The 12,580-nt window shown below is 53.6% G+C and carries 13 protein-coding genes; 1 reads left to right on the plus strand and 12 read right to left on the minus strand.

The window, feature by feature from the left end; all coding sequences use genetic code 11:
• Nucleotides 1–34: 34 nt before the first annotated feature.
• From PXG97_RS11945 to PXG97_RS11955, 3 genes are all read right to left on the minus strand, one after another.
• Nucleotides 35–952 carry a TIGR01777 family oxidoreductase gene (locus PXG97_RS11945; RefSeq protein ID WP_276497978.1) on the minus strand — a complete coding sequence of 306 codons (918 nt, stop codon included), beginning with the start codon at nucleotides 950–952 and terminating at the stop codon, nucleotides 35–37.
• A gap of 112 nt (nucleotides 953–1,064) precedes the next feature.
• A complete protein-coding gene (gene folE, locus PXG97_RS11950) occupies nucleotides 1,065–1,730 on the minus strand; it encodes a GTP cyclohydrolase I FolE (RefSeq protein ID WP_420851785.1) in 666 nt (221 codons plus the stop codon).
• The gene (locus PXG97_RS11955) at nucleotides 1,723–2,130 is read right to left on the minus strand and encodes a 6-pyruvoyl trahydropterin synthase family protein (protein ID WP_276497980.1); all 408 of its coding nucleotides are present in this window, start codon (nucleotides 2,128–2,130) and stop codon (nucleotides 1,723–1,725) included. Before PXG97_RS11955 ends, folE begins: the two co-directional genes overlap by 8 nt.
• Nucleotides 2,131–2,342: 212 nt before the next feature.
• Here PXG97_RS11955 and PXG97_RS11960 point away from each other — a divergent pair, with 212 nt between their 5' ends.
• Complete coding sequence (locus tag PXG97_RS11960) at nucleotides 2,343–3,047, plus strand: DNA repair ATPase (protein WP_276497981.1); 705 nt, start codon at nucleotides 2,343–2,345, stop codon at nucleotides 3,045–3,047.
• Nucleotides 3,048–3,204: 157 nt separating this feature from the next.
• On the opposite strand, the gene PXG97_RS11965 is transcribed toward PXG97_RS11960, so the two are convergent.
• The 9 genes from PXG97_RS11965 to PXG97_RS12005 all read right to left on the minus strand — a co-directional run bounded on the left by PXG97_RS11965 (nucleotide 3,205) and on the right by PXG97_RS12005 (nucleotide 12,512).
• Nucleotides 3,205–3,783: an inorganic diphosphatase gene (locus tag PXG97_RS11965; protein WP_276497982.1), complete on the minus strand. Its 579-nt coding sequence runs from the start codon at nucleotides 3,781–3,783 to the stop codon at nucleotides 3,205–3,207.
• Between the two features lie 164 nt (nucleotides 3,784–3,947).
• Nucleotides 3,948–4,301: a 50S ribosomal protein L19 gene (gene rplS, locus PXG97_RS11970; RefSeq protein ID WP_276497983.1), complete on the minus strand. Its 354-nt coding sequence runs from the start codon at nucleotides 4,299–4,301 to the stop codon at nucleotides 3,948–3,950.
• 177 nt (nucleotides 4,302–4,478) lie between these two features.
• Entirely contained in the window at nucleotides 4,479–5,156 is a 678-nt protein-coding gene (gene trmD / locus PXG97_RS11975) for a tRNA (guanosine(37)-N1)-methyltransferase TrmD (RefSeq protein ID WP_276497984.1), read from the minus strand.
• Complete coding sequence (rimM, locus tag PXG97_RS11980) at nucleotides 5,156–5,734, minus strand: ribosome maturation factor RimM (protein ID WP_276497985.1); 579 nt, start codon at nucleotides 5,732–5,734, stop codon at nucleotides 5,156–5,158. Before rimM ends, trmD begins: the two co-directional genes overlap by 1 nt.
• A gap of 11 nt (nucleotides 5,735–5,745) precedes the next feature.
• Complete coding sequence (locus PXG97_RS11985) at nucleotides 5,746–6,291, minus strand: 30S ribosomal protein S16 (protein ID WP_276497986.1); 546 nt, start codon at nucleotides 6,289–6,291, stop codon at nucleotides 5,746–5,748.
• A gap of 844 nt (nucleotides 6,292–7,135) precedes the next feature.
• Nucleotides 7,136–7,906 (minus strand): acyl-CoA desaturase, encoded by a 771-nt coding sequence (locus tag PXG97_RS11990; RefSeq protein ID WP_276497987.1) that lies wholly within the window; start codon nucleotides 7,904–7,906, stop codon nucleotides 7,136–7,138.
• A gap of 166 nt (nucleotides 7,907–8,072) precedes the next feature.
• Nucleotides 8,073–8,756, minus strand: coding sequence for an RluA family pseudouridine synthase (locus PXG97_RS11995; protein ID WP_276497988.1), 684 nt, complete (start codon nucleotides 8,754–8,756; stop codon nucleotides 8,073–8,075).
• A gap of 155 nt (nucleotides 8,757–8,911) precedes the next feature.
• Nucleotides 8,912–9,730: a 3-methyl-2-oxobutanoate hydroxymethyltransferase gene (panB, locus tag PXG97_RS12000; RefSeq protein WP_276497989.1), complete on the minus strand. Its 819-nt coding sequence runs from the start codon at nucleotides 9,728–9,730 to the stop codon at nucleotides 8,912–8,914.
• A gap of 76 nt (nucleotides 9,731–9,806) precedes the next feature.
• Nucleotides 9,807–12,512: a putative LPS assembly protein LptD gene (locus tag PXG97_RS12005; protein ID WP_276497990.1), complete on the minus strand. Its 2,706-nt coding sequence runs from the start codon at nucleotides 12,510–12,512 to the stop codon at nucleotides 9,807–9,809.
• Nucleotides 12,513–12,580: the final 68 nt, after the last annotated feature.

Here is a 12,580-nt window from a genome sequence, read left to right on the forward strand (position 1 = left end):
GGCCTTCTCTTTTATACTTGATTTATACGCTTACTTACTCTTTCTCTCCTTCGTAAAATGCTTCCAGCGCGTCCTCCAGGTAGTTATACTCGAACGTGAAGCCGGTTTGCATTACTTTGTTGGCGCTTACACGCTGGCTGGCAAGAACTACCTCGCTCATTTCCCCCATCATCAGGTTAAGCGCAAAAGCGGGCACGTTCGGCAGCACCAGCGGCTTGTTCATGGCCTCGGCCAGCTCTTTGGTAAACTCAGCATTGGTGACCGGGTGCGGCGCCACGGCGTTGTAAACCCCCTCAAACTGCGTGTCCTCAATAGCGCGGATAAACAGGCGGCAGGCATCGTCGATATGAATCCAGGACATGTACTGCTTGCCCGTGCCCAAGGCTGCGCCTGCCATCATTTTGACGGGCTTAGCGATCTGTGGCAAGGCACCGCCTTTCTTGCTCAGAACAATGCCCAGCCGAAGGATTACGGTGCGTAGCCCCAGGTCGCGCATCTGCCAGGCGCCAGCTTCCCAGGCCTTGCATACCTCCGCCAGAAAATCATCGGCGTACAGGCTCTCCTCCGACATCAGCTGCTCGCCGGCGTCGCCATAAATGCCAATGGCAGAGGCCGAGACAAAGCCTTTTACGTGGTGCTCTGACCTGCCCAGGCACTTGTGCAGCAGGTTTATACTTTCCACACGGCTCTTCAGGATCTCCTGCTTGCGTTCCTCCGTCCATTTCTCGCCAGCCACGCTGGCTCCTGCCAGGTTCACGATGTAATCGGCGTAGGTGAGCGCATTTTCGTCAATGTACCCATCCTTTATGTCCCATTTAAAGGACTTGTAGGTCGAAACCTTTTCGGGGTTGCGGCTAAGGTGCGCCACCTCATACCCTTGGTCTATCAGCATCTCTGATAGGCGCATCCCTACTAATCCCGAACCGCCTGTGATGAGTATTTTTCCTGGCATAAGCTTAAGTGTGTTGGCACAGTAAGTTCACCTATACGCAACTTAGGTATATTTAAGTTTTCTTATATTAGTTGGGATCTCAGCAAGCAAGGCTTATCGTAGGCTGGGCAGCCTAGCGCTTGGTGCGGATGTGGCCCAGGAACTCTGTGCGGTACGCCTCCTGCTCAAACAGGCCAGAGTACTCTGCCGTAATGGTGCTGCTGCTCACATCGTTCACCCCGCGGCTCATCACGCACAGATGGTCCGCCTCGATCAGCACAGCCACGTTCTCTGTCTGCAGCGCCTGCTTCAGCTCGTTGGCTATCTGCATGGTCATGCGCTCCTGCACCTGCGGGCGGCGGGCGTAGTAGTGCACAATACGGTTCAGTTTAGAGAGCCCGATCACGTGCTCGTTCGGAATATAGGCCACATGGGCTTTACCGATGATCGGCACAAAGTGGTGCTCGCAGGAGGAGTACACGGTGATGTCGCGCTCCACCAGCATCTTGTTATACTTGTACTTGTTCTCGAAGCGGCGCGCGTGCGGCTTGTTGTCCGGGTGCAGGCCGCTGAAGATCTCCTTCACGTACATCTTGGCCACGCGGTGCGGCGTGCCTTTCAGGCTGTCGTCCTTCAGGTCCAGGCCCAGCGTGTGCATAATTTCACGGAAGTGCCCCTCAATGATGGTAATCTTCTCGTCATCCGAAAGGTCAAAAGCATCCGCGCGCAATGGCGTCTCCAGAGAGCTCATTACGTGGTCATCCATCGCCTCCTCGTTCTCCAGGTCGTGGTTATCCATTATATTCCACAAAGTTTCGTTCTGTTTCATACAGTGTTACAGCTAAATCGTAGTCCGGGCTGATCCTTTGGCGCAGCCTGTTCCAGATTACCGCCGCAATGTTCTCGGCGGTAGGATTCAGCTGGCCAAACTCCTCCGTGTCCAGGTTCAGGTTCTTATGATCGTACTTGTTGATCACCTCCTCCTTCACCAGTTGGCTGAGCTTTTTCATGTCGTAAACATACCCAGTGTCAGGGTCTACAGTGCCCGTCAGCTTCACGATCAGCTCATAATTGTGGCCGTGATAGTTCGGGTTGTTGCACAGGCCAAACACCGCGTTGTTCTGCTCCTCCGTCCAGGCGGGGTTGTGCAATCTGTGCGCGGCATTAAAGTGCTCCTTCCGGCAAACGGTTACTCTCATAGTGCTTCTAACAGCTAATGTGTGGTAAAGTTTGGCCTACTACCCGATCAGCTCTGACTGCGAGTGCCATAAGTTTGCAAAGTTAGTGCAGCTAGCCCTAATCCCAAACCAAAAGCAGGCTAAATTAATTCGTTTTGCCTTCGGCCTTTCTGCCGTCTATTCTTTAACTTCGTGTATCGGATTAACCTATCAGAGTACAAAACAACAAACCTATGAGGGGATTTATACTTGCCATATACATGTTGGTGGTGGCCGGCGTATGCCAGGCACAGTCGGTGCAGGTAAAGGAAGTGGAGCAGGAGGTGCTGGGGGTGAACCGGCGCGGGCAGCAGCTCACGGTACAGCTGGACCCCAAAACAGTGGAGAAGTCCTGGAAAGAGTACCTGGGCCAAAACGCGGGCCGCGTGAAGGTGAGCAGAGGAGTGATAACCGTGGAGGGGGCAAAAATAGACTCGATATATGGCGAGCCCATGCGGATATACTCCACGGTGCACAGCGACGCGACTGGGAGTAGCGTGTGGTGGACGCTGGACCTGGGGACCGATCACCTGAGCAAGGCGGCCACGCCAAAGCCTTACACCGCTGCGGAGAACTTTATGCGCACCTTTGCCCGCAAGCTCTACCGCGACGATATTTTCCGGCAGATTAATGCCGCTGAGGATGTGCTGCAAGCCACCAAGGCCGAGCAGGACCGGGTGGTGAAGGAGGCTAACAGCTTGCAACTAAGCATAGAGCGCAACAGGCAGCGCCGAAAGGAGCTGGAGGCGGAGCTGGTGCGCAATGCCGAGGAGCTGAAGCAACTGGAGCAGGAGGTGCAGGTAAACCAGCAGAAGCAGGAGCTGAGCCGCCAGCGGGTGCAGGAGATGAAGCAAGCAGTGGATGCCGTTAGGGCCAAGCTGCTGCAGGTGGGGAAGTAGCCTGCGGTTTATACTTTAAGATTTATACTTGTAGAGACGCAACATCTTGCGTCTCTTTTTTTATTCGCTACACCTGAGAGCAGCAGTATAAAGTATGGTTTACAGGGAGCATAAGGTGTCGCGTCTCTGCAACCAGGAAAGTATAGCCGGTTATCGCTTACAACTTCATCCAGCGCTGTATCTCCTTCTCCGCAAACTTTTCATCGCGCCAGCCTACAAAATTGGTGTTACCCGACTTGTTGTAGTTCGTGAACCAGATCTGCAGGATGGCCTTTGCCCCCGGGTAGTTCTTGCTGAAGCTCTCGTAGGTGGTGGCGTCTATTCTGCGCTCACTGGGGCGCGATGGCACCGCTACCACCACATGGCGCAGCTCTCCGTAGTTCTCCAGCTGTATCAGCCCCACCGGAATCACCTCCATCTCCGTGCCCGGCTCCTGCCGCTCGGCCAGCACCAGCACCTCCAGGCCTCTGCCATCCTTGCTTATCTCCGTGGAAGGGATGAAACCCAGGTTGCCCGGGTAAGGCAGGAAATCCACCTCGCGCTCGTGGCCGGCGTCTAGGTCCGGCACGAATTCCTGCTTCTGCCTGTCATACACCAGCCTGCGTGTGTTGCCGGCCGGCGTCTCTACCACGGCCTGCAGCTGCTTGTTTGCCGAGTAGGTCGGCAGCTCCGAGTAATCTGTTTTGCAGGAAACCACAACTAGCAAGAGCAGCAAGTATAGCGTACAGTGTTTCATGGTGTGGGAGTGTGCTAGGTTCTGCCTGCAAAGATAAGTAGCGGCGCTTGCCGGCAAAAGTATAAACCAGAGGCAAGCGCAGAAGTACAGGCACAAAAAAAGGAGCCGAGGTCATCGGCTCCTTCTTTACTAAAACTATGGAAAACTTATGAAAACAGGTATTCTTATCTTCTTTCCTTGATACGAGCAGCCTTGCCCTGCAGACCTCTCAGGTAGTACAGTCTGGCTCTTCTAACACGGCCTTTTCTCACCAGCTCGATTTTCTCGATAGCAGGAGAAAGAAGAGGGAAGATACGCTCAAGGCCAATCTGGTTAGATACTTTTCTTACAGTGAACGTTTCTCCGTTTGTGTTCACGTTCTTACGCTGAATCACAACACCCTGGAATTGCTGAATACGCTCTTTGTTACCCTCACGGATTTTAACGTGAATGTTAATGGTATCACCCGCCTGGAAATTAGGGAAAGAGGCGCGCTTGTCAGTAGACTCCTGCTCGATGAATTTAATTAGTTCGCTCATGATGGCTATGTTCTCTTAAAGTATCTTCTTCAAATTTCGGACTGCAAAGATATGTAATTATTTATTACATAAGAACATTTGCAGAAAAAAAATATAGTTTTTGGTGGCCATCACAGCAAAACTTTGCCTATGGCCTAATTTGTTTCTTTTTGCCAGTAAGTGGCTAGATTCTGTTTGCTATTCGTCCAGCAGGTCTGGGCGGCGCTGCCTGGTGCGCTCCACGGCTTGCTCAAAGCGCCACTGCTCAATCTTCGGCGTATCACCCGACATCAGGATGTCCGGCACTTTCAGGCCCTTGTACTCTGCCGGGCGGGTATAGACTGGCGGGGCCAGCAAGCCGTCCTGGAAAGAGTCTGTCAGCGCGGAGGTCTCGTCGTTCAGCACGCCCGGTATGATGCGGATAATGGCATCTGCCAGCACGGCTGCGCCCAATTCTCCGCCGGAAAGCACATAGTCGCCGATGCTGATCTCGTGGGTCACGTAATGCTGCCGCACCCGCTCATCCACGCCTTTGTAGTGGCCGCAAAGTATGATCACGTTCTCCATCAGTGAGAACTGGTTCACGATGCGCTGGTTCAGCGTTTGCCCGTCCGGTGTCATGTAGATGATGGCATCATACTTTCGCCCGGCCTGCAGTTCCGAGATGCACTTGTCGATCGGCTCGATCATCATCACCATGCCTGCACCGCCGCCAAAGGCGTAGTCATCTATCTGCCCGTGCTTGTTCACGGCATACTGGCGCAGGTCGTGGATGTGTATTTCCACCAACCCTTTTTGCTGGGCCCGCTTCAGAATAGAGTGGCTAAAGGGGCTGTCCAGCAGGTCGGGCTGGCATGTAATAATGTCAAAGCGCATTATTTTTCCTCCTTCTCCGGGTCTTCCTTGTCCTCATCGTCGGGGCTGGATGGCTCTGTGTATACTTCCAGCAGGCCCTCCGGCAGGCTCACATGCAGCTGCTTTGCCTCATGGTCGGCGCGCAGGAAGATCTCATCCATCACCGGCACCAGCATTTCCTGGTTCAGGTAGTCCATCACCATCAGTTGCTGCTGCGGCAGGTCGTAAAACTCCTTTACCGTGCCTAGCGGCCCATGCTGCTCGTCCACCACCTGGTAGCCGATCACGTCATGGAAGTAGAACTGGCCTTCCTCCAACTCCGGCAGCTCATCGAGCGGCAGGTAAATGGAGGTGTTACGCAGCGCCTCCGCCTGTTCAATGGTTGCGATATCCTCAAACTTGATAATAAAGCGACCCTTCTGCACCGGCTCCATGGAGCTTATAAAAAAAGGAATCAGTCTTCCTTTTTGCTCAAGGAAAACTGATTCCAAATCTTCATAATCTTCGGGATAATCTACGTCAAAAAACGCGACTACCTGCCCCTTGGTGCCATGGGTCTTGACGATATAGCCTAACAGAAAGCATTCATCAACATGCATGGCACACTAAATTATGCTTGCTCTTCAGTAGCTTCGCCTTCGGCGCCTTCTGCAGGGGCTTCAGTAGCCTCCTCAGCAGGAGCGTTGGCAGCAGCCTTCTCCGCCTCACGCTGACGGATAGCCTCAGCACGAGCTTCGTTTACTTTACGCTCAGCCTCAAGAGCGGCAGCACGCTTCGCCTCTTTCTCAGAGCCTACTTGCTGGCGCTTGGCCTCGATCTTCGCTTCTTTAGACTCTTTCCACTCGTTAAAACGCTGGTCAGCAGTTTCCTGAGAGATAGCGCCCTTGATAACACCTACCTGCAGGTGCTTCTTGTACAGGATGCCTCTGTAAGAAAGCATTGCTTTTACGGTGTCAGTTGGCTGCGCACCGTTCATTACCCACTGGAACGCCTTGTCTTCGTTGAAGTCGATGAAGGCTGGAACAGTGTTCGGGTTGTAAGTACCCAGTTTCTCGATGAATTTACCATCACGTGGTGCTCGAGCGTCAGCTACTACGATATCGTAGATAGCGGCTTTCTTGCGGCCTCTGCGGGCCAGTCTGATTTTTACTGCCATTTTTTAAATGTATTTTGTAAGTCGGCGAAACCCGTCCGCCTGTTTAGAACCGCAAAATTAGGGAAATAATTTCTGATTAGCTACACCTGTGGGTATTTATTAATGAGTTGTGCTTCAGCGATAAGTATAAGGCTAAGTTTGCAGTTTATGGGTGGCTGTTCCTGGTCATTTTAGCAAGGGTTTCTGCTTTGTGCGTTTTTATACTGTTGCAGGTGTTAACGACTGGCTGGAAATGACATGCTTTATACTTTGCTATACTTCCCATTTACCTGGCGTAAGCGTCCGCTTGTGCCTTTAGCCCCGCTTCCCGCAGCGTGAACCAAGCTATCCTTACTAGCTTCCGCTGATCCTATAGACTTACAAACGGCTCGTTTCATTTCTTGCTTTCTGCCCTCCCAGGTCGGGAGGCCTCGCCTTCGGGGTAGGGACCCTCGATTAGGGCATCGCGCGGTGTTCCCTTCCTTCGCTACCCTTCGGTCGCAATGCCCTGCGGGCACCGGAATCTCACAAGGCGCTCAACCCAAGGCTGGGATCTGATTCGATAGCAAGTGCCACTGCTACAGGAAAGAGAAGCATAAAATAGTAGTACAGAAACTGTCCCCTAGAGGACAAGTGAGAACGAGAGTTCGAAACTTGCGAGCGCAGCTCAATAGGGGTGTTTAAGCAGAACCTATGCAACTTATACTTCAGCAACAGCAAAAGCAGGCTCCCCGACTTAGACAAGGAGGGGATAAAGGGGTGGTTGGACCAAGCATTGCTGAAGACTCCCCTCTCAAGAGCAGCGAGGGAAATTGAAGTATAAGCATAAAAAAGCCCTCCGCAAGGGGAGGGCTTTCAAGTATAGTTAAGCGTTGGCTTTCACTCTTGGTGCCTTGGCGGCCTTTACTTTCACTGGTTTCAGTTTGATGATGCTCAGTTTGTCCAGCGTCCAGATCACCGGCCAGGTTGGGTCCACTTCCCACCACTTCACGCCGAAGTTCACGCGGTTAGGCAGCTTGTGGTGGTTGTTCTGGAAAAGCTCACCGCCTGTCAGGAAGTCGAAGAAAAGCGAGTTCCTGGACTTATCGTTGTTGTCGAAGTTCTGATAGCCATACTTGTGGCCGCTCCAGTTCACGATAGCGCCGTGCACCGGGCCCATCAGGAAATGGATTGGCAGCAGCAGGAACATCCACCACTGGGTGGCAAAGGCAATGTAGAACAGCACATACCCTACGCCCCAGCCAATTCTGGACCAGTAAGAGTCGCCGATCTTTTCCAGCAGCGGCCATACCGGGTAATTGCCCTCAAAGCGGCGCTCCGGCTCCACACGGTTGTTCAGCACGTCGTTGTAGATCTCCTTCGTCTTCCACATCATCGTGAAGGCGTTGTTGGAGAAGTGCGGTGAGTGCGGGTCGCGCTCGGTGTCGGAGAACGCGTGGTGCATGCGGTGCAGGATCGCGTAGGCACGCGGCGACAGGAACGAGGAGCCCTGTGCAATGTAGGTCAGCAGGTAAAACGCCTTTTCCCAGAACGGGTTCATGGTGAACATTTTATGTGCTGCATAGCGGTGCAGGTAAAAGGTCTGCACGAACAGCGACAGGTACCAGTGCACCACAAAAAAGATAAGTATGGCCATTAATGTATGGGGTATGAGTGATTAGATCTACTTGTGCGGCAGAGCCCGTGTTGTGAACACGCCTTACCATACGCAAAGCTACAACACGAATTCAAAAGTAAAATAACATTGGCTGGGTAAAAGTTCAGAAAGTGATAAATATCATGTTTCTGCCTCGCTGCCTAAATCAGGCCAATTGCCGGAATAAGGCCCACACCGGCGTGGCCGGGGGAGGGGCGCTAACGGTGACCGGGGTTTTCAGCGTCGGGTGGGTAAACTGCAGCCGGCGCGCGTGCAGGGCGATGCTTTTGTCAGGCAGTGGCTGGTCAGCGCCATACTTCAGGTCGCCCAGGATGGGGCAGTGCATGGATGCCAACTGCACCCGGATCTGATGCGGCCTGCCGGTGATGGGGTTTACCTCCAGCAGGTGCTTGCCCTGCTGGGTGCTCAGCAGCTTATAGTTCAACTCTGACCTTGATCCGGCTGCATTATCCTTGGCGTATGCCTTGGTAACATTGCGCGAGCTGTCTTTCACAAGCCAGTGCACCAGGTTTCCCTGCTCCTGCCTTGGCCGGTTCTGCACCACGGCCCAGTATGTCTTTTCGGTTTTCTTGCTTCGGAATAGCTCGTTGAGGCGGGTAAGGGCTTTGGAGGTCTTGGCCAGCAACACCACGCCGCTCACCGGCCTGTCGAGGCGGTGCACCACGCCCACAAACACATTGCCCGGCTTGTTATACTTCTCCCTGATGTACTCCTTTGCCAGATCGGCCAGCGTTACATCCCCTGTGTCGTCGCCGTGCACCAGCAGGCCCGCAGGCTTGTTTACCACCAGCACATGGTTATCCTCAAAAAGAACGTCTAAAGAAGCCATAGGCTGTAGTTAAAAATTTAGCGTTATGAGTTTAAAGTTTATGGTGATAAATGAAAGCCCCACAAAGAGCTGCATCTTTAAGTAAGCATATGCGAGCGCTATAGCTAAGAAGAGTGGCTCACTCGTAACTTTTAACTCATAACTTTCAACTCTGATTAGTATGCTTCTTTCTCGTTCGGGAAATCCTTGCTCTTTACGTCCTGCACGTAGTGCTTTACGGCATCGGTCATGATGGTGTGCAGGTCGGCGTAGCGGCGCAGGAAACGCGGCTTAAACTCTTTGTTGATGCCCAGCATGTCGTGCACCACCAGTACCTGTCCGTCCACGTGCGGTCCGGCGCCAATGCCTATGATCGGGATCTGCAGTTGCTCGGCCACGCGTTTGGCCAACTCCGACGGGATCTTCTCCAGCACAATAGAGAAGCAACCTAGCTCCTGCAGCAGCAGCGCATCGTCGATCAGCTTCTGTGCCTCGGCCTCCTCCTTGGCGCGCACGCTGTAGGTGCCGAATTTGTAGATGGACTGTGGCGTAAGGCCCAGGTGGCCCATCACCGGAACGCCTGCACTAAGTATGCGCGTAATGGATTCCTTTATCTCCGCGCCACCCTCCAGCTTTATACCGTGCGCCCCAGACTCCTTCATGATGCGGATGGTAGAACGCAGCGCCTCCGAAGAGTTGCCCTGGTATGAGCCAAACGGCAGGTCCACCACCACAAAGGCCCGGCTCACGCCGCGCACCACCGAAGAGGCATGGTAGATCATCTGGTCCAGTGTGATCGGCAAGGTGGTCTCATGGCCAGCCATTACGTTAGAGGCCGAGTCGCCCACCAGCAGCACGTCTACGCCGGCGGCATCCAGGATGGTGGCCATGGAAAAGTCGTAAGCCGTAAGCATGGAGATTTTCTCCCCACGCTCCTTCATGTTCTGCAGTTGGTGCGTGGTAACTTTCTTGATATCGTTTTTATGTACAGACATAGCTCGCTGTGGTTTTAGGTGTAAAGCTATAAAATCTAAAAACAAGAACAGCCACGTTTTGGTGTGGCTGTTCTTGTTAATAGTTGTATCCGGTGCTGCTGCGTTTGGTCAGTTTCAGGTCCTGGAGCAGCGCGGAGCGTGCATTTATAGTCAGGTTGTAGCCCCGAAGCAGGCCAAACGGTACCCACCCGATGCTCATGTCCCAGCAGTGCAGGTCGCGGTAAATCTGCACGTTGGCGTAGGAGATGTTCTGATTCGAGATGTCATACGTGGCGTTATAGGTTACCTTCCATTTCTCTGTTATGTTCAGGGAACCGTCTATGCCCATTGTCTGGATTACCCTGGTTTCTCCCCGCAGGCCAAAGGAGCGGTTGTAGTTCAGGGAGTAATTCAAATTCAAGGTCCACGGAATTTTAAAGTCCACGTACTGCGGCAGCAGCGGGTCAAACGGCTCCTGCTCCAGCGATGGCAGGTTGTCCGGGGTAGTCGTCTCTGAGCGGAACGCCTCCGGATTCAGGCTGGCCGTCAGGTTCAGGCCCGCATTCGTAATCCTGCCCAACCTTCCCTTCGACAAGTCGAAGTAATACCGGTCTATCGTCTGTCCTGTGCTGTCGTTTTTCTGGTACGGGTCCAGGGTAGAGTTGAAGTTCATGTTGATGAACTTGAAGAGCTTGGTGTTCAGGGATACCCTAATTGGCGACAGGTTCAGGGAGTCGCGGGCGAAGTCGTAGCTGGAGGAGAGGCGCAGGTTGTCAATGATGCTTACCTTCTCGGTCTTTACCTCGGCCGTGTCGCTCTTGGCCTTCACTTTCATCTCCACGCTGTTATCAATACTGAAGCTAAGGGCAGAGCTGAGGCCGGTTGCCGGCAGCGCTGTCCGGAATCGGCCCAAGTCGCGGTACTCCGCCAGGTTTGTGTTGGGGTCCACGCCCACCAAAGTGCGCTGGTAGAACCCATAGCGCTCATCGGCAAAGTCGGGCCGGAAGTTGTAGCTGATGCTTGGCCTTACCAGGTGGCGTATGGCCTCCACTTTGCCGCCCTGTTTAAAGTTTACCGTACCGTATACGGTGGTGTTCAGGCTTGCGCCGGCGCTGTACTGGTACACCCTTCCGAAACTGGTCGTGTCGATGTCGATGCGCTGGGAGTCCGGGTCAAAGCGGAAACTATACTTTTCGTCCAGCCAGGTTTCGCTGTAGTTCACGTTCGGGCTGAAGTTAAAGAAGCGGGCGATTTTATAGTTGCCCAAGCCAATGCCGAACGCATGGACGGCCTGCTTCTGTCCGCTGTCCCAGAGGCGCTGCAGGTTGTTAAAGCTTATAGGAATAGTGTCGGCAGGGCTAGCCTCCAGCAGTGGGATATCGGAGCGCGTTCGCGCCGGCTGTACGTTCGTCACGGTGTTCGAGGCGCGCACGTTGTAAGACAGCGTGAACTTCTCGTACCACTTGTTGGTGGCCTGAGCATCTGAGAACAGCTCCGACACCGATACCTGCGACATGCTGAAGCTAAGGTCCGGCAACACAAAGTCCATCCTGCCGGATACGGTGTTCTGGCTTTGGCTGGCCTTCAAGGTATAGCTGAACGGAGAGTTCGGAATGGTCTTCTGGTACGACACGTTGGAGTTGAACGAAGGGCTCAGGTACTGCGATTGGCTCTCGTAGTTAACACGCTGGTGCGACTGGCTACCGGCGTTTACACTGGCGCTGAAGGAGCCGCGGCCAGGCTTGGTAACCGGGTTGTGGCTCCACCTGATCCAGAAGGTTTTCTGCGATGGTGGCAGTTGAGAGAACACGTTATCGGTAGAGCGGGCCTCGGAGGCAGCGATATCGGCCTCGTCGTTCTTAAAGTAGCTGTAAGAGAAGTTCATGTTGCCCCGGTAACCGTAGCGCTTCACGTAGTCTGTGCTTGCCTTCACTTCATACCCACCCAGCGAGAAGATATCACCAGTAAGGCGGGTGCCTATATAATCATTCCAGGCAAAGTAGTAGCCACCGTCATTCAGGAAGAAACCCCTGGCCCGGTTCTCGCCGTAACTCGGCACGATAACCCCGGAGGCGCGCTTGGTCTTGGGCGTGGGGAAGAGGCCGAACAGAAAGCCCAGGGGCGTGGGGATGTCACCGATCACAAGGTTAAACGGGCCTGCCATCACCTTGTCGTTGGGTATAGCCTTTATCTTGCTGGCACTGATGTAAAAGTGCGGGTGCTCCAGGTTACAGGTGGTATACTTGTTATGCAGGCCGAAGAACTCGTTGTTCTCGTTGCGTTTTACCACCTCCGAGTGTATGTATCCCTCGCCTTGCTGCGTTACTACATCAGAAATGCGCCCCCTGCGGGTTTTGTAGTTGTAGGCGATGCGCTTGGCAGCGTAGGTCTCGGCACCCTGCTTAAACACAGGGGTGCCTGCCTCCTTGCCGGTAGAGTCAGGAAGGGTAGTGGCGGTAAGGGTGTTGGTCTCGTAGTTGATCTGGATGTAGGCGGCCTCCAGGTTCATGTCGCCGTAGTTGATCTTGGCGTCGCCGTAGAGGTGCACCACCTTGTTGTCTACCTCAAACTGCATGGAGTCTCTGGCAGAGTATTTGATAGTTGTCGCGATATCGCCTTGTGGCGCGGCCAAACTCACAGAGTCCTGCCCGGCAACAAGCGCCGTGTCTTGCGCCGTTACCCGAGGTGTGTCCTGGGGGGCAGCCGTGCCGGCACGCTTAAGCCCACGCTGGGCATGAGCCAGCGGTGAGGAAAGCAGGACCGCCTGCAGCAGCAGTAAAAAAATAAAAATGTAGTGGCGCAACTTCTTCAGAGTTCCCTAAAAGTTTACTTAATTTGTACAAAGTTATTGTTTTAGCTTTTAACTAACGA

Source organism: Pontibacter litorisediminis (genome assembly GCF_029360645.1).
Classification (GTDB): Bacteria; Bacteroidota; Bacteroidia; order Cytophagales; family Hymenobacteraceae; genus Pontibacter; species Pontibacter litorisediminis.

What these genes read in the sequence shown, in the direction of transcription:
- panB (WP_276497989.1), bottom strand. Translation starts at nt 9,730, where the DNA reads ATGTCTGTACATAAAAACGATATCAAGAAAGTTACCACGCACCAACTG.
- rplS (WP_276497983.1), bottom strand. Translation starts at nt 4,301, where the DNA reads ATGAGCGAACTAATTAAATTCATCGAGCAGGAGTCTACTGACAAGCGC.
- PXG97_RS11985 (WP_276497986.1), bottom strand. Translation starts at nt 6,291, where the DNA reads ATGGCAGTAAAAATCAGACTGGCCCGCAGAGGCCGCAAGAAAGCCGCT.
- PXG97_RS11965 (WP_276497982.1), bottom strand. Translation starts at nt 3,783, where the DNA reads ATGAAACACTGTACGCTATACTTGCTGCTCTTGCTAGTTGTGGTTTCC.
- trmD (WP_276497984.1), bottom strand. Translation starts at nt 5,156, where the DNA reads ATGCGCTTTGACATTATTACATGCCAGCCCGACCTGCTGGACAGCCCC.
- PXG97_RS11955 (WP_276497980.1), bottom strand. Translation starts at nt 2,130, where the DNA reads ATGAGAGTAACCGTTTGCCGGAAGGAGCACTTTAATGCCGCGCACAGA.
- PXG97_RS11945 (WP_276497978.1), bottom strand. Translation starts at nt 952, where the DNA reads ATGCCAGGAAAAATACTCATCACAGGCGGTTCGGGATTAGTAGGGATG.
- folE (WP_420851785.1), bottom strand. Translation starts at nt 1,730, where the DNA reads ATGGATAACCACGACCTGGAGAACGAGGAGGCGATGGATGACCACGTA.
- PXG97_RS11960 (WP_276497981.1), top strand. Translation starts at nt 2,343, where the DNA reads ATGAGGGGATTTATACTTGCCATATACATGTTGGTGGTGGCCGGCGTA.
- PXG97_RS11995 (WP_276497988.1), bottom strand. Translation starts at nt 8,756, where the DNA reads ATGGCTTCTTTAGACGTTCTTTTTGAGGATAACCATGTGCTGGTGGTA.
- rimM (WP_276497985.1), bottom strand. Translation starts at nt 5,734, where the DNA reads ATGCATGTTGATGAATGCTTTCTGTTAGGCTATATCGTCAAGACCCAT.
- PXG97_RS11990 (WP_276497987.1), bottom strand. Translation starts at nt 7,906, where the DNA reads ATGGCCATACTTATCTTTTTTGTGGTGCACTGGTACCTGTCGCTGTTC.